Here is a 20,802-nt window from a genome sequence, read left to right on the forward strand (position 1 = left end):
GGCTAATAAACGTCAGACAACTTCTCATGCTCTTTGGCGCGCTTCAGCCGCCACACCGGGTACACCAAGAGTGCGATCACTAGGCCCAGCACGGTAGCGAGAGCAACTACCAGCCCGGCGATTGGCCCAGCGACCACGTAGAACACCAGCGTGATGGCGCTCGCCATCAGGATTCCCACGAGCCACACCACGGTGCGCAGAATGAGATGCCCGGAATCAACCAACTGGTATTTCAAATGACGGCCAAAGAATTCGCGGTGAAGTGCAACGGGGATCAGCATGAACACAATCGTGACGCCGGCCAGCAGCATGGTCCCCAAGTAGAGGTCCACTCCGAAAGGATCCAACCGGTCAAAGCGCGCTTGGAACGGGAGGGTCAGCAGGAAGCCAGCAATGAGCTGCACGCCCGTTTGCATGACGCGAAGTTCCTGGAGAATGTCCGTCCATTGCCGGTCGCTCTTCTCCGAAGGCGTCTCATGACGGCCCGAATCAGCGTCGAGCTGCCAGTCCCCATAAGCACGTCGCTTGCGGTCGCTCGAGTCTCGATCGTTGTCTTCTGCGGTTCCCATGGATCCTTCGCTCAGTGATTTTCTCGCGGCCTCAAAGGCCTCTCCGGACGATGGCAATTCTCCCTAGTGTAAGCGCTTCCACCCCAATGATGGCGCTAAATTCAACTTGCTGAATGTGATCAGGGTAACAATGCGATTTTCCAGTGTTGTGTACTAGCGTTGGACGGGTGAAGGCTATCCGACGATTTACCGTACGCACCGTCCTCCCTGCCTCGATTAGCGGATTGGGCCATTTGGCTTCCAATCTGCGCTGGTCCTGGCACGAACCCACCGCGAATCTTTTCCGCGACCTTGATCCGGACGCCTATGCGGCTGTCGGCGGCGATCCAGTGGCCTTGCTGGGGCAGTTTGACCGCGCCAAGCTTGACGCTCTCGCAGCCGACCATTCGATCGTGGACCGCGTCAATGATTTGACCGCTGACTTGGATCGCTATTTGACCGAACCACGTTGGTGCCAGAACTTGGGCGAGAATGCCCCGAAATCCATTGCGTATTTCTCCCCCGAATACGGCATCACGTCCGTGCTCCCCCAGTACTCCGGTGGCCTCGGCATCCTCGCTGGCGACCATTTGAAGTCCGCTAGCGACTTGGGCGTCCCACTCATCGGCGTGGGCTTGCTCTATCAGGCGGGTTACTTCAAGCAAGCGCTCTCGCGCGATGCGTGGCAGCAAGAGTCTTACCCCGTGTTGGATCCGGACGGACTTCCGCTCACTTTGTTGCGTGAAGCTGACGGCTCCCCCGCGATCGTGACGCTTCCCCTCCCTGATAATCGCCAGCTTCACGCGTACATTTGGCGCGCTGACGTGGGCCGCGTCCCGCTCCTTCTGTTGGATTCCAACATTCCAAATAACGACGACGCCGCTCGGCAAATCACTGACCGCCTGTATGGCGGTGGTGGCGATCATCGTCTCCAGCAGGAACTGCTCTTGGGCATGGGCGGCGTCAAGGCGCTGCGTACCTACGCACGCTTGACCGGCACCCCAGCTCCCGAGGTGTTCCACACCAACGAAGGCCATGCCGGCTTCTTGGGCATCGAACGCATTCGCGAGCTCATGGACTACGGACTCACGTGGGACGAAGCGTTGACCGCAGTTCGCGCGTCGACGGTCTTCACCACGCACACTCCGGTTCCTGCAGGTATTGACCGCTTCCAGGCTCTGCAGGTTGGCCACTTCTTCCGCGCCGGTCTGGCGCCGAACGTGCCACTCGATGGCATCTTGTCTCTTGGCGCCGAGAACTACGAGGGTGGCGACCCAGCAACCTTCAACATGGCCGTCATGGGTCTGCGACTCGGTCAGCGCGCCAATGGTGTGGCCAAGCTGCATGGCAAGGTCTCACGCGGCATGTTCTCCGGACTGTGGAGCGGCTTCGACGTTGACGAAGTGCCCATCACCTCGGTCACCAACGGCGTCCACGTTCCGACGTGGGTTGACCCCAAGATCGCGAACTTCGCCGCCGAGCGATTCGGCCGCAACACTGTGGCAGAGGGCGACTGGTCCCGTGCGGCAGACGTGGATGACGCCGAGCTCTGGGCACTGCGTCGCGAACTTCGTGTGCAACTGATTGACGACGTTCGTGAGCGCGTACGCGCTTCATGGATCAAGCGCGGCGCTTCTGAAGCTGAGCTTGAGTGGACCAAGAACGTTTTGGATCCAGATGTCTTGACGATCGGTTTCGCACGACGCGTTCCTACGTACAAGCGCTTGACGCTCATGCTGCGCGATCCCGCTCGTTTGAAGAAGATCCTGCTGCACCCACAGCACCCTGTGCAGATCGTGGTGGCTGGTAAGTCTCACCCGGCCGATGAAGCCGGTAAGAAGATGATCCAGGATTTGGTCCGCTTCACGGATGATCCAGAAGTGCGTCACCGCATTGTCTTTTTGCCGAACTACGACATGAAGATGGCTCGCACGCTCTTCCCTGGTTGCGATGTGTGGCTCAACAACCCACTTCGCCCGCTCGAAGCCTGCGGCACCTCCGGCATGAAGGCAGCTATAAACGGCGCCCTCAACCTCTCGGTGCTTGATGGCTGGTGGGACGAGTTGTACGACGGCGAAAACGGCTGGGCCATCCCTACCGCTCCGGCAGGAACCTCCGCTGAAGCTCGCGATGACTTCGAGTCCGCCGCGCTCTACACGCTCATTGAGAACACGGTGGCTCCTCGCTTCTACGGCACGGAAGCTGCCGAGAGCGCTGGAGCAGCGGGGCCGTCCGAGCACGGGGCAGCAGGTTCGGAATTGCCACACACCTGGATCCACATGATCAAGCACACGCTGTCTGATCTGGGTCCCAAGGTCTCGGCAACTCGCATGGTTCAGGACTACGTCCAGCAGCTCTACATCCCGGCAGCTGAAGCAGGCCGCGAGATCGCAGCGAACGAGTTTGCGAACGCTCGCGAACTCGCGAACTACGTATCCCGCATGCGTCACGGCTTCGGCAACGTTCACGTGGAGCACGTTGAGTCCGTGGGCATCGACGAAGAACCAAGCTTGGGCGATTACTTCCGTGTGAACGCGTATGTGCGTTTGGGCGACATCGCTCCACACGAGGTTCAGGTCCAGGTCATTTCCGGTACTGTCACGGCGAATGACGACCTCGCGGATACCGTCACGAGCAACCTCGAACTGGCACAGGACCTCGGCGAAGGCCGCTACCTGTACACCATGGAAATGGTGCTCAACCACTCCGGTTCGTTCGGCTACGGCGTGCGCGTGGTGCCATCGCATCCGCTTTTGGCCTCATCTGCCGAACTGGGCTTGGTAGCTAACGCTCACTAAGCTCCATAACTGCCCTAAAACACGAAATGCCGCTTCCCGTGGGAAGCGGCATTTCGTATGGACCGCGTGAGATGCTCGATCGCGAAAAAAGCAGTTATGCCTTTGGGTTCACGATGATCTTCACGTGATGCTCGTTGTTGTTAATGAGCTGCTCGAAGCCACCGGAAACGAGTTCGTCCAAACCGATGCGGCCCGTGATGAACGGAGCAAGGTCAAGCTTTCCGCTCTGAACCAGGGCAATGGTGTCTGGATGATCCCCTGCATAACCAATAGTGCCGCGAAGGTCGATTTCCTTCAGGACAATCTTCGGCATGTCAACGGCTGGCTTGTGACCCCAGATAGACACGTTGACCACCACACCGCCCGGCTTCACAGCGTCCAGCAACATATCCAAGACAACGGGAACGGATGAGCATTCGAAGCCCACATCAGCGCCCTTGCCGCCGGTGAGTTCGCGAACCTTTTCCGCCACGTTGACTTCGCGTGGATCGAAGACGTCGTCCGCGACGCCGGTTTCACGGGCCTTGGCCTTTCGTGCCTCAGACAATTCGGAGATGTACACCGTGAGTCCCTCGGCCTTGAGCACAGCAGCCGTGAGCAAGCCGATGGGGCCGGCACCGCCCACAATGGCGACCTGTCCAGCTTTAGCCTCGGAACGAACGAAGGCGTGGTGGCCCACGGACAACGGCTCAATCAGAGCCGCCTGATCAAGTGGGATGTCGCCAATAGGGTGGACCCAGCGGCGCTTCACCACAATCTTCTCGGAGAGTCCGCCACCACGGCCGCCAAGGCCAATAAAGTTCATGTCCTTGGACAAGTGGTACGACTGTCCCTTGGAAGTGTCTACGTCGTCGTTAATGATGTAGGGCTCCACCACAACGTTCTCGCCGACCTTCAGGTCCGTGACGCCTTCACCCAGAGCGGTCACCGTGCCGGAGAATTCGTGCCCCAACGTCACGGGAGCGGATTCGCCAGAAATAGGATGCGGATGTCCTGCTGGCGGAACGAAGATTGGTCCTTCAAGGTATTCGTGCAAGTCAGTGCCGCAAATGCCGCACCAAGCAACTTCGATTTCAACCGTTCCCGGCAACAATTCCATTTCTGGAATGTCCTCGATGCGGATGTCTTTCTGATCGTAATAACGTGCTGCCCTCATGAATTCTCCTTAGAACTGCGTCTATAAGAATCGTCCGCGGCACGGCCGCGGACGGCCAACAAACCAATCGTTGTTTGACTCTTTAACCCTATCCTCGGAAGATCAGGATGCTATTTCCTTCAATACGAATCTTGTCGCCCGTCATGTACTTCTCGCCCTTGCGAGGCACAAACACCGCGTCGTCGCCCTGCGTCGCACGCAGTATCTCGCGTTCCACTTCGCGGTGCATGCGCGAACCGTGAACGCCGTCTGGATCTTCGGGATAGTTGATCTTGGACGTGGCAAAGCGCAACTCATACGTGGTGATTTCGCGGCGCGAAGGACGGAAGTCAGCAAGCTCTTCCAATCGCGGCAACGTCACCGTGGTGGCATCCAAGCGGCCATTCATGATGACCAGGCCGTCGAGTTTGCCGTCCGTGGAGCCCATCAAGAGCTGCACCAAGCGGGTCTGGTTGTCAGACCACTCGTGCTCAGGCATGGGCTGCCCGTGCTGGTTGAACCACAAAATGTAGTTCTGTTCTTCCTGCACGGGGTAGGTCAACGGCTGGCTTCCCATGAAGTCGTTGCGCAACCGGATCATGCGACGCGTAGTGTCGAACATGGCGCGCTGATCGTCGTCCCAGGACCAGTCGAGCCAATTGAGCTCGTTGTCCTGGCAATAGGCGTTGTTGTTGCCGAACTGCGTCTTGCCCATTTCGTCGCCCGCGGTGATCATCGGGACGCCGAGGCTCATCAAAAGTGTGGCCATGACGTTGGACTGCGTCTGCAAGCGCTCCGCACGGATCGCGGTGTCGCCGGTATGGCCTTCCACTCCGTGGTTGTAGCTGCGGTTGTGGTTGTGACCGTCGCGGTTCTGCTCGCCGTTGGCTTCGTTGTGCTTGCGGTCAAAGGAGACCAAGTCGCGCAGCGTGAAGCCGTCGTGTGCCGTGACAAAGTTGATGCTCGCGAGCGTTCCGCGCCCGGAGCCTGCAAACAAGTCACGTGAGCCAGCCAAGCATCCAGCCAGGCGAGCCACGGATTCACCGTGTCCACCAGCCTTCAGATGCCCGCGGTCAGCCACCCAGAAGTCACGCACTGTGTCCCGGTAGCGGTCATTCCAGTCTGCGAATCCGCGTGGGAAGTGACCGGTCTGCCATCCGCCCATGGACACGTCCCACGGCTCAGCGATGAGCTTGGTGTTCGCCAAAACGCTGTCCGCCAACGCCGCCACCAAGAACGGGTGGCGTGGAGAGAAGTGATGGTTTTCGTCGCGCGCGAGAGACACCGCCAAGTCAAAGCGGAAGCCGTCTACGTGGTACTCCTCCACCCAGTACCGTAAGGAGTCCAGCGCCATGCGAATGACAGCGGGGTCCGTGAAGTTCAGGGTGTTTCCGCAGCCCGTGGTATCGAGGTAGCGGCCATCGTGACCGTGACGGTAGTACTGCTTATCGCCCAAACCACGCCAGCAAAGCGCCGGCTGATCCTGGCCGCCTTCAGCGGTGTGGTTGAACACCACGTCCAGCACTACTTCGATGCCAGCTGCGTGCAAGAGCTTGATCATGCCCTTGAGCTCCGCCTGCACGGCCTGCTGACCGGTAGCCTGAGCGTCCGCGGAAGCGTACTCAGTGTGCGGAGCGAAGAACCCGAGCGTGTTGTAGCCCCAGTAGTTGGGCATGCCGAGTTCCTGCAAGTGCGGTTCATCCGTATGGAAGTGAATCGGCAAGAGCTGCACGGTGGTCACGCCGAGCTTCTTCAAGTGCGCGATCATCGCTTCCGAAGCCAGTCCAGCGTACGTACCGCGAAGGTGCTCGGGCACATCTGGGTGCAGTTGCGTGAGGCCCTTGACATGGGCCTCGTAAATCACGGTGTTGCGCCACGGAACGCGAGGAGCGAAGTCGCCTGACCAATCAAAAGCCGGCGAAACGTACTCGTTAACGTAAGCGGCGTCGTCGTCCTCTCCTCCCAAAGAATGGTCCCGCACAATCGCGCGGCCGTACGGATCGAGGAGCAGCTGGCCGTTAGCCGGAAGCTCCGCGGAACCCTCCCAGAAGGCGTACCGCGCGCCAAATAGCAACTCCGGCACAATGCCGTGGAAGACGCCATCGGTGTTCTCGATCAGCGGGAAGCGGCGCCATTGGCCTGCCGGGTCCGTGTACACGACGTCCACGGCGTTGAGGCCGGGCGCGTAGACACTGACATTCACGGCATCAGTGACGCCGTGGTCATGAAATTTTGGTACGACGCCGTAGCTTGCGTTGACGGGGCTAATACCCAGTGGGTAGGGGTGGGAGAACTGCCCCTGCGCCTCGTCAATGCTGAGCGCGGCTTCTTGACGAAACCTGATCATGCCTAACCTTTGAAACCGCGCTTTCGGGCTACTTCGTAGAGGGAAATTCCAACCGCCATGGACGCGTTGAGCGATTCCGTTGACGCGCTAATGGGGATGGAAACAATCTGGTCGCAGTTTTCGGTGACAAGGCGGGACAGACCCTTACCTTCAGCACCCACGACGATGCAGAGGGGCTCGTTGGCGAGCGTGATGTCTGGAAGGGAGACCGTGCCGTCACCGTCAAGACCGATCACGAAGATGCCAAGTTCCTTGGCGTCCTTGATGAGGGTGTTGAGGTTGGTTGCACGAGCAACAGGAACGCGAGCGGCTGCACCAGCAGCCGTCTTCCAGGCGCTGGCCGTCATACCGGCCGAGCGACGCTCAGGCGTGAGCACAGCCGTGCCGCCGAATGCTGCGACGGAACGGATGATGGCACCCAAGTTACGTGGATCCGTGATGCCGTCGAGTGCCACGAAAAGTGGCGCCTTGCTGATGTAACCCTTGTGCCACTTGAGCATGGTGTCAGAGATCAGCTCGAGAGCATCCGGGTAGTTGTACGGAGGAACCTGCAGAGCAAGGCCCTGGTGCACGGCGTCATCCGTCATGCGATCCAGCTCTGGCTTGCCGGTTTCCATCACGGGAATGCCGCGCTCAGCTGCGATCTTCAACGCTTCACGAACACGCTCATCCATCTGGACGCGCGTGGCCAGGTAAAGCACCTTCGCAGGGATGTCAGCGCGCAGTGCTTCGACTACGGAGTTGCGGCCCGTAACGAGCTCTTCAGAAGTGCGCAGACGGTTAGAACGGTTGGTGCTGCCGTGCTTCTGAGCCGCGCGATCACGCAGCATCTTCTCGCGGTGGGCCTTGTGGTACTCACGGTCTTCGGCCTTAGGCGTGGGACCGCGACCTTCGAGAGCCTTTCTACCGTGCCCACCCGTGCCAATGGTTGGGCCCTTTTTGTTCTTCCGAACGGCTCCGGGACGCCGGGGTGCGGACATGAGGTATTCCTTGCTTTCGAGGACTTCTTGAGTGTCACGTTACAGAAAAGAGGCTGCCGACATGACAGACAGCGGCCTCAATTCTACAGTGGCTTAGCCGCTGATGCTCCAGCGAGCTCCATTGGCCGAATCTTCAATGATGATTCCGGCCGCTGCAAGCTGATCGCGGATCTCATCAGCGCGTGCCCAATTCTTATCAGCACGAGCCTTTGCGCGCTCTTCGAGCTGCACCGAAATGAGCTTGTCCAAGGCATCCGCTTCTGGGCTTCCGGCTGTGGAATCCAGTGCGTCATCCAGGCCCAGCGTCTGGGTCATGGCCATGGTCTGCTGCAGCGCGATGTCTGCCGTTTCTAGATCCCCGCTGGCCAGCGCCGAATTGCCCTTGCGCACGGTCTCGTGAAGAGCCGCGAGTGCTTGCGGGACGTTGAGGTCATCATCCATCGCATTGGCGTAGGATTCGGGAACCTCAAAGTGGTGCAGGTCCAGATCGAAGTCCGCTCCGGGCTTCACGCCGTGAACTGCGAAAAGCGCATTGTTCACGAACGTATCGATGCGCTCGATGGCCGCGGCAGCCTCGTCCAACGACGAAGGGCGGTAATCCAGCATGGAGCGGTACTGCGCCTGACCCAAGAAATAGCGAGCCACGCGTGGGTTGGACTTTTCGATCATCTCTTCCGGGGAGATGGTGTTGCCAATGGACTTGGACATCTTCTCGCCTTCGAAGGTGACCATGCCGTTGTGCAACCAGAAGTTCGCAAATCCATGACCGGCTGCTGTGGCCTGGGCCAGCTCGTTTTCGTGGTGAGGGAAACGCAAGTCAAGGCCGCCACCGTGAATATCAAACTGAGCGCCGAGGTACTTCGTTGCCATGGCGGAGCACTCGATGTGCCAGCCTGGACGGCCGCGTCCCCATGGGGACTCCCAGCTCGCCGTGATGGGGTCAGCTTCTTTGTGGCCCTTCCAGAGTGCGAAGTCGCGAGGGTCCTTCTTGCCGCGAGGATCCGCGTCAGGAGCGGCCTGCATGTCATCGATCTTTTGGCGCGTGAGGTTGCCATAGTCGGGCCAGCTGCGGACGTCGAAATACACGTCGTTGCTGCCATCCGTGGCAGCGTAGGCGTGGCCCTTGTCGATAAGGTCCTGGATCATGCGGTGCATTTCACCGATGTGTCCGGTAGCGCGTGGCTCATACGTTGGACGGCGCACGCCGAGGACGTCATAGGCCTTCTGGAACTCTTGCTCAAAGCGGTATGCGAGCGCGAACCATTCTTCGTCTTCGACGTATGGATAGTCGACGGGACCTTCGAAGCTCAGCGCGGATTTCTCGAGGATCTTGTCATCGATGTCCGTCACGTTGCGGACTACCGTAACCTTGTTGCCGCGGTATTCGAGCCAGCGCACCAGGATGTCAAAGACAATCGCGGAGCGGACGTGTCCCACGTGCGGCATTCCCTGCACCGTGGCACCGCAGTAGTACATCTTGACCTCGCCATCGGTGATGGGCTCGAAGTCACGAATCTGGGCGGTCTGGGTGTCATAGAATCTCAACGTCACCGCACCAGTTTATGGGTTTTAGTCTGGACCGTTGGTGTTTGGTGAACGCCGCCCGTGCTCTAGCGACTCTTGTCCTCAGCACCCACCGGGTAGACCAGCGCGGTTGCGTACGCGGTGATTCCTTGCTGGGCGCCTTCGTAGCCCAGCCCATCAGACGTGGTCGCGGTGACGGTGACCTTGGCGCCAGCAGCTTCACTCAAAACGCGATTCGCTTCTTCGCGGCGTGGGCCGAACTTCGGCCGGTTGCCCACGAACTGGACGGCCACATTCCCGATCTCAAAGCCCGCGTCACGCACAATGCGGGCAGCTTCCTTGAGCAGCGTGACTCCCGATGCACCCTTGAATTCCGGACGGCTCGTGCCGAAATGCGTTCCGAGGTCTCCCACTCCAGAGGCGGAGAAGAGAGCATCGCATGCAGCATGGGCTACGGCGTCGCCGTCGGAATGTCCGCTGAGAGCACGCTCCCCCGGCCATTCCAACCCCGCGAGCCACAGGGCGCGGTCATTGCCGTCTTCTTCAAAAGCGTGCACGTCAACGCCGATGCCCACGAGTGGAATGATCACTGTTCCTCCGATGCCAAAAACCGAACTACCTGCAAATCATGCGCCGTGGTGACCTTGAGGGCACGCTGTTCGCCCTCAATGACCTGAACCGGGCGGCCCTGCATTTCAAAGAGCATGGCCTCGTCCGTCGCAGCCTCGCGTTCGGCATCTGTCCACGACTGCGTGGCCACGTACGCCTCTTGAAGAGCCACCCTCTGGAAGCCCTGCGGCGTCTGGATGGCGCGAAGCTCATCGCGATTGACGGTCTCGGCAACTTCCGCCGTCGTACTAATGCGCTTGATGGTGTCCGCAACTTTGATGCCCGGAATGGTGGCCTCGCTACCGGCTTCGAGCGACGTAAGCACCCGCTCAAATAAAACGGCGGACGCGAGGGGGCGGGCGGCGTCGTGCACCAAGACGAATTCCGCGTCCGGCGCAAGAACCAAGCCGTTCAGGACGGACTCGGTGCGTGTGGCTCCCCCGTGCGTGACGGCAAGATGATGACCGTGCTCGCGCGCAAAATTCTCAATGAGCTGCTGGAACTCCCCCCGCTCCGGCGGCAAGACGGCCACAAGCTGCACGTCATCGCGGCGCAAAAAGCTGTCCGCGGACAATAGCGCCGTCTCCAGCATGGAGTGTTCAGCGATGGGGGCCTCGGCCTTGGGGATGCCGTAGCCCAGTCGGGTGCCCTGGCCGGCTGCCACCATGATCACGGCGACGCGGGCGGACGCTTCTTTGCGGGGCACTGCGGGAGTTTCAGTCACGATTCCATCCTAGGAGTCCTCACTTTGATCCCCAACGCGCCGCTCCCACAGTGACCCTTCACGCCAGCGAGAGCAGGCCATTCAGGGCACACAAAAAGCGGCGGCCCTCCCGAATCTCTTCGGAGAGGGCCGCCGCTTGCGGATAGAAATCTTATTTAGACGTTAGCTACGCGATCCGAGGCAAGAACCTCATCAAGCATTGCTTCTGCCTGCTCTTCTTCAACCTTCTTGGCCAATGCCAATTCAGAGATCAGAATCTGACGCGCCTTAGAAAGCATGCGCTTCTCGCCTGCAGAAAGTCCGCGATCAATATCGCGGCGCCACAAGTCACGAACAACCTCGGCTACCTTGATGACATCGCCGGAAGCAAGCTTCTCAACGTTTGCCTTGTAGCGGCGCGACCAATTGGCCGGCTCTTCAGTGTGTTCGGCACGGAGTACGTCGAAAACGTGCTCAAGGCCCTTCTGGCTCACAACATCGCGAACGCCAACCAAGTCAACATTCTCGGCGGGGACCTCAATGGTCAAATCACCCTGAGCCACCTTGAGCTTGAGGTACATCTTCTCCTCACCTCGAATAGTGCGCATCTTGATCTCCTCGATCATTGCAGCGCCGTGGTGCGGATAAACTACCGTCTCGCCAACCTCAAATACCATGTGGTTTTTCCCCTTTCCCGGAGTCAATCTTACCACATTTGTGACTTAACCCTCGGCGCGTTGACTCGCCAAAAGGGCTTGACAGGACCATAATTCCGCTCTATCGCGCAGGGCATAGATGTGATGCCGGTCGCCAAGTTCGTCAAAATCGCGCTTCAATATCTGTTTTCGGGCGGCGAACCATTAGGCTAATGCGAGGACCGCACCTGTAATCAATGAGGAGACTTCGACGTGAAGATCGGATCGAATAAGTTTGGCCGCCGCGCCGGTGCTTTGGGCGTCGCTGCGCTGATCGCTGTTGGAACTGCAGGTTGCGGTGCAATCAACCAGCAGGCCACGCAAATGACCTACGCCGCTTCTGATGGCGTTGCCGCAAATGTTGGCGACCTCAAGGTGCGCAACCTGATGCTGGTTACCAACGATGCAGACTCGGAAGCTCGCTTCTTGGGCACCATCGTCAATGACTCTGACAAGGCACAGTCCGTCACGTTGACCTTGGAATCTGGCAACACGACGATCGAGGTTGAGCCAAAGTCGGCTCTCAAGCTCGAGGACTCCGCTAACGAAAAGACCATCTCCAAGGCCGGCAAGGTTCCTGGCGAGCAGGTCGACGCCACGGTTGAAGCCGAAGGCCAGAGCGCCAACGTTGCCATTCCTGTGGTTGACGGCGCCCTTCCTGAGTACCGCGAATACATCCCAGGTGGATTCGACGAAAAGACCGTTGAGCACCTCAAGGAAAAGGCTACTGAGTCTGAGGAATCACACTAAAAGCCTCTCCTAAATTTCTGATTACGACGCCGCAGCTCGGCACTTTCTGGGCGGTTTCTATCGGTCGTTGCAACACTAGCGGTCTAGGGTTCTGATAGTAATTCATGTAATCGCTCGGCTGGAGTTTTCCAGTCGAGCGATTTTCTTGGGCGCCCGTTGAGTAGTATCGCCACTTGTTCGAGATCTTCCGGACCGTACTGACTTAGGTCTGTACTCTTTGGAAAATACTGGCGTAGTAGCCCGTTGGTGTTTTCGTTCGAACCACGTTGCCAAGGGCTGTGGGGATCACAGAAATACACGTCCATGTCTGTAGCGGCGCTGAATGACTTGTGTAACGCCATTTCGATTCCTTGATCCCATGTCAGTGAACCGCGTAGGGCTTCAGGTAGCTTCAGCATCGTGTTGATCAGACCGTCGCGCACCGTCTGGGCGGTGTGATCTCTGGGTAAATGCACGAGCATCACGAACCGGGTGGTGCGCTCGACTAGGGTTCCGATCGCGGACAGATTCCCGGCGCCCATGATCAAGTCGCCTTCCCAATGGCCAGGCACCGCACGGTCCTCGACAGTGGCGGGTCGTTCGCTGATGTTAATCATTCCATCGCGGAAACGCGGCTGACGTTCATCAATCTTTTTCTGTGGTTTACGTCGTGCTCTGCCAGAACGTAGCGCTTGCGTGACTTCCCGTTTTAGACCGCCACGAGCCTGCAGATAGATCGATTGATACACCGTTTCCTGACACACCTGCATCTCCAAATCATCAGGGTGATCAGCCACCATCCGACGGCAGACTTGTTCCGGAGACCACCCTAGGCGCAAACCATAAGCAACGTAATCACGCAGCCGTCCTGGGCGCGCAAGTTTTGCTTCCTTCGGTCGTGACCTGCGAGCGACCGCTTGCCGGTGCGCAGTATGAGGATAGTAAGCACCGCCTATAGAGCAGTTCCTGCGGACCTCTCTGCTGATGGTGGACGGTGAACGCTGTAGCTTCACGGCGATTTGACGATATGAATGTCCTGCAACGGTCATCGCGTAGATTTCCTCCCGTTCAGTCATGGACAGGAACCGCGCATCAATCTGTTGCTCCAACGCACGCAAGCTCGGACTGGCACTCGTTTGATGCTGGCCGGCGATATGGGTATAGGTGGTCACCCCACTTTTGTAGTTCACTACACGACCATCGGGATAGACCCTCCCGTTTCCATTCTTGCGAACACCGTTATCCCAGTCCTTGGCCGTGCTGGGATGAATGCCTACCAGTTCGGTAGCCTCACGACGGCTCATGCCTTGGGCTCGTAAACGCACGAACTCTTCGCGTTGACGCGCACCGCGTCTGATAGTTTTCAACCCGGCTTCCGCGGCCCACAGGTAACAAGTAGGGTAAGGAATATTCACTTCGCCAGCCGCTTTACTGACGTTCTGGTGTTTTTCAAAAGCAGCGAAAAACGCAGCTTTTTGTTCCGGCGTGTACTTCGAACGCGACCGACCAATGGAACCCGGACCCGAAGATCCCCACCCATATTTCCTAGCCAACTGGTACGCCGTGGGCAACGATATCCCGATAACTTGGGCAGCGTCCTTAACACGCCCAGTTTGACCAAGGACAACAGCGAAGCGCTGCTTCTCTTCAACAGTGATCCTGGCCCCACGCGATCTTAACGACCTCGTTAAACGGTTCTCGGAAAAAACAGACACGGTCGTTGCAACTCCTGAAAATTCAAGGTGTTGCAACGACCGTTAGAATCCGCCCTGTAGCTGCGGCGTCGTAATTATTTAAGACCCAGAATTAGTGTTCCGTACGGCTAATAAGCTTGTCCGTTGCGATAACTTCCGCCGTACGGCCGGGTGCTTCTTGGAAGCTCCAGTACAAATTCGTGTGGCTAATGACCTGATCCGGCTCGGGAGCGCCCCACTCAGAGAGATCTTCCGTGGTGTGCGCATCGCTGACGAGGCTCACGTCGTAGCCACGCGTGAAAGCCCCGTGAATAGTGGAGCGAATGCAGGCGTCGCTCTGAGCGCCGGCGACATAGAGGTGCGAGATTCCCGCTTCCGCGAGCACCTCTTCCAAATTGGTGGCCTCGAAAGAATCACCATAAAGCTTGTGAACAATCGGGTCTTCGGCGGCAGGTTTTAGCTCGTCAACAATCTCCCAAACGGTGGAACCCAATTCGAGTTCTTCGCTGGAATGCTGGACCCAGATCACTTGCTGATCTTTGGCCCGAGCCCAGTCCACGAGCTGCTGGATGCGCGAAATCACGTCCTCGGAATGCACCGAGTTACCCATGACGCCCTTCTGGACATCAACCACCAAAAGTGCGGCGTGCGTGCGGTTCTCTAACGTGGACATGAAGCCCCTCTCGATGAGCCGATCAACTACACGTCAAACTTATAGCCCAGTCCACGCACTGTCACGAGGTGCTTAGGGTTAGAGGGATCTGGCTCAATCTTGGAGCGCAGGCGCTTGATGTGAACGTCGAGGGTCTTGGTGTCCCCCACGTAGTCAGAGCCCCATACGCGGTCAATGAGCTGCCCACGGGTGAGCACGCGGCCAGTGTTGCGCAAAAGCATTTCCAGAAGCTCAAACTCCTTGAGCGGCAGAGAAATGGTCTCTCCGTAGACGCTGACCGTGTGGCGCTCCACATCCATGCGGACGGGGCCGCCCTGGACGGTGTTGGTGATGAGCTCTTCAGGCTCTCCCTGACGGCGTAGAACGGCGCGCACACGCGCTACAAGCTCGCGGGCGCTGTAGGGCTTGGTGACGTAGTCATCCGCGCCCAGTTCGAGACCCACGACCTTGTCGATCTCAGAATCCTTTGCGGTCAACATAATGACCGGAACGTTAGAGCGCTGGCGCAACTGGCGGCACACTTCCGTGCCTGGCTGGCCGGGGAGCATGAGGTCAAGCAGAACCAAGTCCGCGCCGACGCGGTCAAACTCCACGATGGCGTCATTGCCGTTGTCCACGACCTGAACTTCGAAGCCCTCTTTTTCGAGCAAGTAGGACAGCGGATCGCTCAGCGACTCCTCATCTTCAACTACCAAGATTCGCGTCAAGCTGGCCTCCCTCTCCTGGAGCACTCATCGTGCCCTTGATTTCCGCTTCATTGCCGTGGGGCATCGCAGCGTCTTCAAATTCTGGTAGACGTACCGTGAACGTCGACCCGCTATTTGGTCGGGACCACACCGTCACTTCGCCGCCGTGGTTCGACACCACGTGCTTGACGATAGAGAGCCCCAACCCTGTGCCACCCGTTTGTCGGGAACGAGCTTCATCCACTCTATAGAAGCGCTCGAAGATCCGCTCTTGTTCCTCAACGGGGATGCCAGGGCCGCGGTCTGTCACTGATACCTGGACCAGGGAATCCTTGACGCGGACTCCCACACCTACCGCCGTATCATCAGGCGAGTAGCGAATGGCGTTATCGATCAGGTTCTTGAAGGCAGTGGTCAAGAGCTCTTTATCGCCGAAGACCATTGCCGAATCCCGTGCCAGACCCACCGTGAGCGTGATGTTCTTGTTGTCTGCCGAGAGCTTGTTGCGGTCAATGGCCTCGGTGACGATCTGGTTGATGTCTACCGGCGTTCCTTGGATGACCACATTGGTGCCCTGCAGGCGAGAAAGTTCAATGATGTCTTGGACGAGGGCCTTGAGTCGGGCCGATTCCTTTTGTAAGCGTCCCGCGAAACGCCGAACGGCTACTTCATCTCCGGCTGCGTCATCCATTGCTTCGCTCAGCAGCGTAATAGCGCCGACGGGCGTTTTGAGTTCATGGGAAACGTTGGCGACGAAGTCTGTGCGGATTGCTTCAGTACGCGTGATTTCGGTGCGGTCATCCGCGAGCAACAGAATGAACTCGTCGCCCAAGGCGGCCACACGAACATGCACCACAATGGTTCCTTGACCAAGGGGGCCACGAGAAAGTTCAAACTGCTTTTCTTCAATGACGCCATCAGCGCGGACGCGGCGAGCGAGTTCAATAAGTTCTGGATGAACCAGAGTATGGCCTCTGACTAGGCCGTATGCGTATGCGGAAGGATTTGCGCGGACCACTCCGTCGATCTCATCCACCACCACGAAAGCGCGGCCCACAATGGAGAGCACCTCAACGGACCCCGGAGGCAGCTCTGCCTCGAGGTTCTCCGCGAGCAGGGAGCGCCGGTTCTGAGAGACCCGATACGCACTCAATCCGGCAACACCAATGGCAAGCCCAATAATGCCCGCGATAAGCATTAATATGATGTCGTCCACCCGAGTAGCGTACCGGTTCCACAGAAGGTTACCGGTAAGAATTAATCCGGAAGACGGCTCGTTAACTACCCGTTCACCAAGACTTCCCTCGGGGTTCATCTAGTAATGTCAATGTTGCGAAGTAGCGAGGCGGCAATCTGTGTTCATTGCTGCCTCTTCCGATGAAAGGACGCAACGTGCGCGAAGTATTTCAGGCTGAGCTGAAGTCCATTGGTGACGAACTTATCCAGATGTCCAAGCTGGTAGCCGAAGCAATGGAGCGTGCCTACGCTTCCTTTGAAGCAGCTGACACCGACATTGCTCAGGAAGTCATCGCCGCTGATCAGAAGATCGATTACCTCCAGACCTCCCTCGACGAGCGAGCCATCGACATCTTGGCTCTCCAGGGTCCCGTAGCTTCGGACCTCCGTATGATCGTTGGGTCCCTGCGTATGTCCGCTTCGTTGGAGCGCATGGGTGACCTTGCTCGTCACATCGCGCAGCTGACTCGCTTGCGCTTCCCTAACAACGTTGCTCCGCAGCGCTTGGCGGAGACGTTCAAGGAAATGGCTTCCCTCGACGTTCAGATCGCACAGAAGGTTACCGAGCTCCTCGAGTCCCGCGACCTCAACATTGCTAGCGAAATCATTGGCCTCAACAACCGCGTCGACGAGCTCCACGCTTCCGTCTTTAAGGTTGTCGCTGATCCAGACTGGAACGAATCCGCTCCTGCAACTGCTGACTCCACGCTGACCAGCCGTTACCTCGAGCGCTACGCTGACCACGGTGTTTCCGTGGCCCGCAAGGTTACCTACCTCGTCACCGGCGAGTGGGATCCAGAAATCGGCGTTCGCGGCCAGCTCTAGGCCCCTCAATACTTACAGAGGAGGTCCGTCACTCACGTGGGTGACGGACCTCCTCTGTGCTTGGAGAGCTAGGTAAGGTTTAGGGACCTATGCGCGACCAAAACTCTACAGAAATTCCGAAAAAAGTTGTTGCATTTTGGCCTCACCTAGCTGGCGGAGACGGTAACCGCCAAAGGGCATAGAAAACGGACGTCCGCGTGATCCCCCAACAAACAGCCAGACTTGAGTCGGCAGACTCGTGGACTTATCTCGCGAACGCCCGTGATTCTAGTATGAACCCGTTTTTCCGGTACCCACGAGTTCCGGTACTCAGGATTTCCGATACCCACGAGTTCCGGTACTCAGGATTTCCGGTACCCACGAGTTCCGGTACTCAGGATTTCCGATACCCACGAGTTCCGTTAAGCACGCGTTCCGGAACCAGCGGGCGCTTAGATGAAGGCGCTTAGTGCTTGCCCTGGTTCGCCACTGCGGTGATGGCCTCGGCAGCCGCGTCTGGGTCCAAGTACTTGCCCGGTCCGGTGGGACGGAACTCGTCGTCCAACTCGTACACGAGCGGGATACCGGTAGGAATGTTCAAGCTCGCAATGTCCTCGTCGGAGATTCCATCGAGGTGCTTGACGAGAGCGCGCAGCGAGTTGCCGTGTGCGGTCACCAAGACGGTCTTGCCGGCGGCTAGGTCTGGAATGATGCTCTCTTCCCAGTAAGGAAGCATGCGATCCAGCACGTCCTTCAAGCACTCGGTGCGGGGGGCTGCGTCGCCGAGGTCGGCGTAACGAGGATCGTGGGCCTGGGAGAACTCGGAGTCGTCAGACAGTGCTGGCGGCGGGGTGTCGTATGAGCGGCGCCACACCATGAACTGCTCTTCGCCGAACTCGTCGCGGACCTGAGTCTTGTCCTTGCCCTGCAAAGCGCCGTAGTGGCGCTCGTTGAGGCGCCAGGAGCGCTTCACAGGGATCCACAAGCGGTCGGCTTCCTCGAGGGCCAAGTTCGCGGTGATGATGGCGCGCTTGAGCACGGAGGTGTGCAAGACGTCTGGGTTGAGCCCGGCTTCGCGCAACAATGCGCCGCCGCGGGTCGCTTCAGCGCGGCCCTGTTCGGTCAACGTGACGTCGTACCAACCGGTAAAAAGGTTCTTTTCATTCCATTCGGACTGGCCGTGACGGAGCAAGATCAACGTATGAGTCATGTCCTCATCCTAAAATGGTCGCCGTGGTGCGCAAAGCAGAGAGACTCAGCAAAGACACACATGTCGGCGCGCCCATCGGCAATATCACGCGCGGCACCACGCATCCGCACCGTATGCGCCGCGTAGATCGCTGGCTCACCGGTACACAAACAGCTCTATTGCGCGGCACAGACGCCCCTCTCGCCGTGGACCTTGGTTTCGGCGCTTCCCCGGTCACCACGCTGGAAATGTTTGAAGCATTACGAAAAATCAATCCGCGCACGCAGGTCTTGGGACTCGAGATTGAGAAGGATCGCGTGCAGTTGGCCCAAAGCGCCGCTCGCGAGGGCCTCGCTTTCGCGCTGGGCGGCTTTGAGTTGCAGACTCCGCAGCGGCCACTCGTCGTGCGCGCGTTCAACGTCCTGCGGCAGTATCAAGAGGACGACGTCGCCGCCATCTGGACACGTATGGCCTCGCGTTTAGCGCCGGGCGGCTTGGTCATTGAAGGAACGTGTAGCGAGATCGGTCGCGTGGCGACGTGGGTAGCGTTGCGCGAAGACGGCCCGGAATCTTTGACGCTCGCGATGCGCTTCGGTGCGTTCGAACTACCGTCCGACGCCGCCGAACGGCTCCCGAAGGCCCTGATACACCGCAATACCCCGGGAGAGCGCATTCACGATTTCCTCCAGGCGTGCGACGCGGCGTGGGCTCATGCGGCGACCGTCCGTTCTTTCGGCGCGCGACAGCGCTGGATCCAGATGTGTCAGTCACTCAAAGCCGAGGGGTGGGCCATTCTCGGCGGCGTTTCTCGCTGGAGACTGGGAGAGCTGACGATCGCGTGGGACGCGGTACGTCCCGGACAATCGTCAGCTCTCTAAAAGTGGAGTTTGGCTCTCGAGGTGAGAGCAGCAGCTCTAGTAGTTGTAATACCCACCGCGGCCGCTGACGGCCGGGCGAACATCAGCCAAGTACACGCACGCGATGCAAGCGCCGATGAGCTGGAGGATGCCACCAGACTGGAACACGCTCAGCACGGTGGCGAGCGTTGCTCCTGCTGTCAGAGCGAGCCAAAAGCCCTTCGTGCGCTTACCTTCTTGCGCAAAGCGCGGCGCTGGGCGCATGAAGCAGTCCACGAGCGACCACACGGCCAAGCCGAGTGCCACCAGCGCGAGCGCGAGCATCAAATAGTATTCAAACTGAAACGCGAGGGCCATAGAGACAGTCTAAAGGCGCTAGGTGTTTCTAGAGCGCTGAAGCGCGCAAAGCTTGATCCAAGTCGCGCCACAAGTCGTCCACGTTCTCAATGCCGACGCTCAAACGCACCATGTTTTCCGCAACGGACTTGGGTTCGGAGGCGTGGCGGCGTCGTCGTTCTGCAAGAGACTCCACCCCACCGAGACTGGTAGCCGGGGTCCAGAGCTGTAGCGCATCGAGGAAGCGTTCCGCCGCTTCCGCACCGCCCGCAACGTAAATGCCCAAAACCGCACCGAAGCCGTTCATGGTGGCTTTCGCGCGTTCATAGCCGGGATCCGTGGGCAAGCCGGGGTATCGCACGCCCTCCAGATTCGGGTGATTTTCGAGGCGCTCAGCAAGCTCTTGAGCGTTCGCCATGGACTTTTCCACGCGCACGGACAAGGTGCGCAAACCGCGCAACGCGAGCCACGCTTCAAACGGCCCAGGGATGGCGCCCTGCAACGTGCGCTCGCCGTGCATGCGCTGGCGCAGCTCAGGATCCGCACACACTACGGCGCCGAGGATGACGTCCGAGTGCCCGGAAAGCGACTTAGTTACAGAGTGCACGACGACGTCTGCCCCCATCGTGAGCGGCTGCTGTACCAGCGGGGTGGCGAAAGTGTTGTCCACGATCGTCAGGATGCCGCGCTCTTTCGCTGCTGCTGCAAGCGCCGCGATGTCGGCTACCTCGAGCATGGGGTTGGTGGGGCTCTCGATCCACAAGACATCTGCGCCGTCGAGCAGTGCGATGGTGGCGTCAGTGTCACTCACCGGTGCGATGCGAACCTTGAAGTGCCCGGCGGCTTCCTTTTGCTGGCCAAGCGCCAACGTGCCGTTGTACGCGGTTTCGGGAAGCACGATGGTGCCGCCTAGCGGGACCAAGTTGAAAGCGGCAGCGATGGACGCCATGCCGGACGCGTACAAGAGAGCTGGCGACGAAGCCTTCTCCAGCGTGCCGAGGGCTTCCTCAAACGGATCCCACGTGGGGTTGGAGAATCGCGCGTAAACGCGCTCAGAGCCAGTCGGGGTAGCGGCTCCCACGTACGTCGACGTCATGGTAATGGAGGGGTTCACGGGCGCATCAAGAGTGTGCGGCGGGCGTCCCAACGCGACGACGAGGGATTCCGGGGACAAATCAGGGTTGTGCATTCGGCCAGAATACGACAGTTCTGTTTCCAGCATGTTGACAAGTCGAATGGCGGCTTAATACACCGATAGT

General features: G+C 58.9%; 19 protein-coding genes. 4 read left to right on the forward strand and 15 right to left on the reverse strand.

Features of this window, described 5'->3' with window-relative positions; all coding sequences use genetic code 11:
* Nucleotides 1–2 precede the first annotated feature (2 nt).
* The gene (locus BKA12_RS07665; protein WP_183642149.1) at nt 3–569 is read right to left on the reverse strand and encodes a DUF6328 family protein; all 567 of its coding nucleotides are present in this window, start codon (nt 567–569) and stop codon (nt 3–5) included.
* Between the two features lie 167 nt (nt 570–736).
* On the opposite strand from BKA12_RS07665, the gene glgP reads away from it, so the two are divergent.
* Nucleotides 737–3,346: an alpha-glucan family phosphorylase gene (glgP, locus tag BKA12_RS07670; RefSeq protein WP_183642152.1), complete on the forward strand. Its 2,610-nt coding sequence runs from the start codon at nt 737–739 to the stop codon at nt 3,344–3,346.
* Nucleotides 3,347–3,440: 94 nt separating this feature from the next.
* On the opposite strand, the gene BKA12_RS07675 is transcribed toward glgP, so the two are convergent.
* From BKA12_RS07675 to BKA12_RS07705, 7 genes are all read right to left on the reverse strand, one after another.
* Entirely contained in the window at nt 3,441–4,502 is a 1,062-nt protein-coding gene (locus BKA12_RS07675) for a 2,3-butanediol dehydrogenase (RefSeq protein ID WP_183642155.1), read from the reverse strand.
* 88 nt (nt 4,503–4,590) lie between these two features.
* Nucleotides 4,591–6,828, reverse strand: coding sequence for a glycogen debranching protein GlgX (gene glgX, locus BKA12_RS07680; protein WP_183642158.1), 2,238 nt, complete (start codon nt 6,826–6,828; stop codon nt 4,591–4,593).
* A 2-nt stretch (nt 6,829–6,830) separates the two neighbouring features.
* Complete coding sequence (gene rlmB / locus BKA12_RS07685) at nt 6,831–7,808, reverse strand: 23S rRNA (guanosine(2251)-2'-O)-methyltransferase RlmB (protein ID WP_183642161.1); 978 nt, start codon at nt 7,806–7,808, stop codon at nt 6,831–6,833.
* Nucleotides 7,809–7,901: 93 nt separating this feature from the next.
* A complete protein-coding gene (cysS, locus tag BKA12_RS07690) occupies nt 7,902–9,359 on the reverse strand; it encodes a cysteine--tRNA ligase (protein ID WP_183642164.1) in 1,458 nt (485 codons plus the stop codon).
* A 59-nt stretch (nt 9,360–9,418) separates the two neighbouring features.
* A complete protein-coding gene (ispF, locus tag BKA12_RS07695; protein WP_183642168.1) occupies nt 9,419–9,922 on the reverse strand; it encodes a 2-C-methyl-D-erythritol 2,4-cyclodiphosphate synthase in 504 nt (167 codons plus the stop codon).
* Nucleotides 9,919–10,665 (reverse strand): 2-C-methyl-D-erythritol 4-phosphate cytidylyltransferase, encoded by a 747-nt coding sequence (gene ispD, locus BKA12_RS07700; RefSeq protein WP_183642171.1) that lies wholly within the window; start codon nt 10,663–10,665, stop codon nt 9,919–9,921. Before ispD ends, ispF begins: the two co-directional genes overlap by 4 nt.
* Before the next feature lie 155 nt (nt 10,666–10,820).
* Entirely contained in the window at nt 10,821–11,321 is a 501-nt protein-coding gene (locus BKA12_RS07705; protein WP_183642174.1) for a CarD family transcriptional regulator, read from the reverse strand.
* A 231-nt stretch (nt 11,322–11,552) separates the two neighbouring features.
* On the opposite strand from BKA12_RS07705, the gene BKA12_RS07710 reads away from it, so the two are divergent.
* On the forward strand, nt 11,553–12,089 hold the full coding sequence (locus BKA12_RS07710) for a hypothetical protein (protein ID WP_183642177.1): 537 nt from the start codon (nt 11,553–11,555) through the stop codon (nt 12,087–12,089).
* An 83-nt stretch (nt 12,090–12,172) separates the two neighbouring features.
* On the opposite strand, the gene BKA12_RS07715 is transcribed toward BKA12_RS07710, so the two are convergent.
* The 4 genes from BKA12_RS07715 to BKA12_RS07730 all read right to left on the reverse strand — a co-directional run bounded on the left by BKA12_RS07715 (nt 12,173) and on the right by BKA12_RS07730 (nt 16,337).
* Nucleotides 12,173–13,426 carry an IS30 family transposase gene (locus tag BKA12_RS07715; RefSeq protein WP_338087527.1) on the reverse strand — a complete coding sequence of 418 codons (1,254 nt, stop codon included), beginning with the start codon at nt 13,424–13,426 and terminating at the stop codon, nt 12,173–12,175.
* A gap of 448 nt (nt 13,427–13,874) precedes the next feature.
* Nucleotides 13,875–14,435 (reverse strand): cysteine hydrolase family protein, encoded by a 561-nt coding sequence (locus BKA12_RS07720; protein WP_183642179.1) that lies wholly within the window; start codon nt 14,433–14,435, stop codon nt 13,875–13,877.
* A gap of 26 nt (nt 14,436–14,461) precedes the next feature.
* Nucleotides 14,462–15,142: a response regulator transcription factor gene (locus BKA12_RS07725; protein ID WP_183642182.1), complete on the reverse strand. Its 681-nt coding sequence runs from the start codon at nt 15,140–15,142 to the stop codon at nt 14,462–14,464.
* A complete protein-coding gene (locus tag BKA12_RS07730; protein ID WP_338087465.1) occupies nt 15,120–16,337 on the reverse strand; it encodes a sensor histidine kinase in 1,218 nt (405 codons plus the stop codon). Before BKA12_RS07730 ends, BKA12_RS07725 begins: the two co-directional genes overlap by 23 nt.
* A 176-nt stretch (nt 16,338–16,513) precedes the next feature.
* On the opposite strand from BKA12_RS07730, the gene phoU reads away from it, so the two are divergent.
* Nucleotides 16,514–17,182: a phosphate signaling complex protein PhoU gene (gene phoU, locus BKA12_RS07735; RefSeq protein WP_183642185.1), complete on the forward strand. Its 669-nt coding sequence runs from the start codon at nt 16,514–16,516 to the stop codon at nt 17,180–17,182.
* Nucleotides 17,183–17,627: 445 nt separating this feature from the next.
* Here phoU and BKA12_RS07740 read toward each other — a convergent pair whose 3' ends face one another.
* A complete protein-coding gene (locus tag BKA12_RS07740; protein WP_183642188.1) occupies nt 17,628–18,371 on the reverse strand; it encodes a phosphoglyceromutase in 744 nt (247 codons plus the stop codon).
* Nucleotides 18,372–18,385: 14 nt separating this feature from the next.
* On the opposite strand from BKA12_RS07740, the gene BKA12_RS07745 reads away from it, so the two are divergent.
* The gene (locus BKA12_RS07745) at nt 18,386–19,228 is read left to right on the forward strand and encodes a class I SAM-dependent methyltransferase (protein WP_183642191.1); all 843 of its coding nucleotides are present in this window, start codon (nt 18,386–18,388) and stop codon (nt 19,226–19,228) included.
* Between the two features lie 36 nt (nt 19,229–19,264).
* On the opposite strand, the gene BKA12_RS07750 is transcribed toward BKA12_RS07745, so the two are convergent.
* The gene (locus tag BKA12_RS07750; RefSeq protein WP_183642194.1) at nt 19,265–19,564 is read right to left on the reverse strand and encodes a DUF2516 family protein; all 300 of its coding nucleotides are present in this window, start codon (nt 19,562–19,564) and stop codon (nt 19,265–19,267) included.
* Nucleotides 19,565–19,592: 28 nt separating this feature from the next.
* Entirely contained in the window at nt 19,593–20,732 is a 1,140-nt protein-coding gene (locus BKA12_RS07755) for a trans-sulfuration enzyme family protein (RefSeq protein WP_246361632.1), read from the reverse strand.
* Nucleotides 20,733–20,802: the final 70 nt, after the last annotated feature.

This window comes from Neomicrococcus lactis (assembly GCF_014200305.1).
GTDB classification, from domain to species: Bacteria; Actinomycetota; Actinomycetes; order Actinomycetales; family Micrococcaceae; genus Neomicrococcus; species Neomicrococcus lactis.

Coding starts and splice junctions, on each gene's coding strand:
- BKA12_RS07750 (WP_183642194.1), bottom strand. CDS start 19,564: ATGGCCCTCGCGTTTCAGTTTGAATACTATTTGATGCTCGCGCTCGCG.
- BKA12_RS07675 (WP_183642155.1), bottom strand. CDS start 4,502: ATGAGGGCAGCACGTTATTACGATCAGAAAGACATCCGCATCGAGGAC.
- rlmB (WP_183642161.1), bottom strand. CDS start 7,808: ATGTCCGCACCCCGGCGTCCCGGAGCCGTTCGGAAGAACAAAAAGGGC.
- BKA12_RS07740 (WP_183642188.1), bottom strand. CDS start 18,371: ATGACTCATACGTTGATCTTGCTCCGTCACGGCCAGTCCGAATGGAAT.
- BKA12_RS07705 (WP_183642174.1), bottom strand. CDS start 11,321: ATGGTATTTGAGGTTGGCGAGACGGTAGTTTATCCGCACCACGGCGCT.
- BKA12_RS07665 (WP_183642149.1), bottom strand. CDS start 569: ATGGGAACCGCAGAAGACAACGATCGAGACTCGAGCGACCGCAAGCGA.
- glgX (WP_183642158.1), bottom strand. CDS start 6,828: ATGATCAGGTTTCGTCAAGAAGCCGCGCTCAGCATTGACGAGGCGCAG.
- BKA12_RS07720 (WP_183642179.1), bottom strand. CDS start 14,435: ATGTCCACGTTAGAGAACCGCACGCACGCCGCACTTTTGGTGGTTGAT.
- BKA12_RS07755 (WP_246361632.1), bottom strand. CDS start 20,732: ATGCACAACCCTGATTTGTCCCCGGAATCCCTCGTCGTCGCGTTGGGA.
- BKA12_RS07745 (WP_183642191.1), top strand. CDS start 18,386: ATGGTCGCCGTGGTGCGCAAAGCAGAGAGACTCAGCAAAGACACACAT.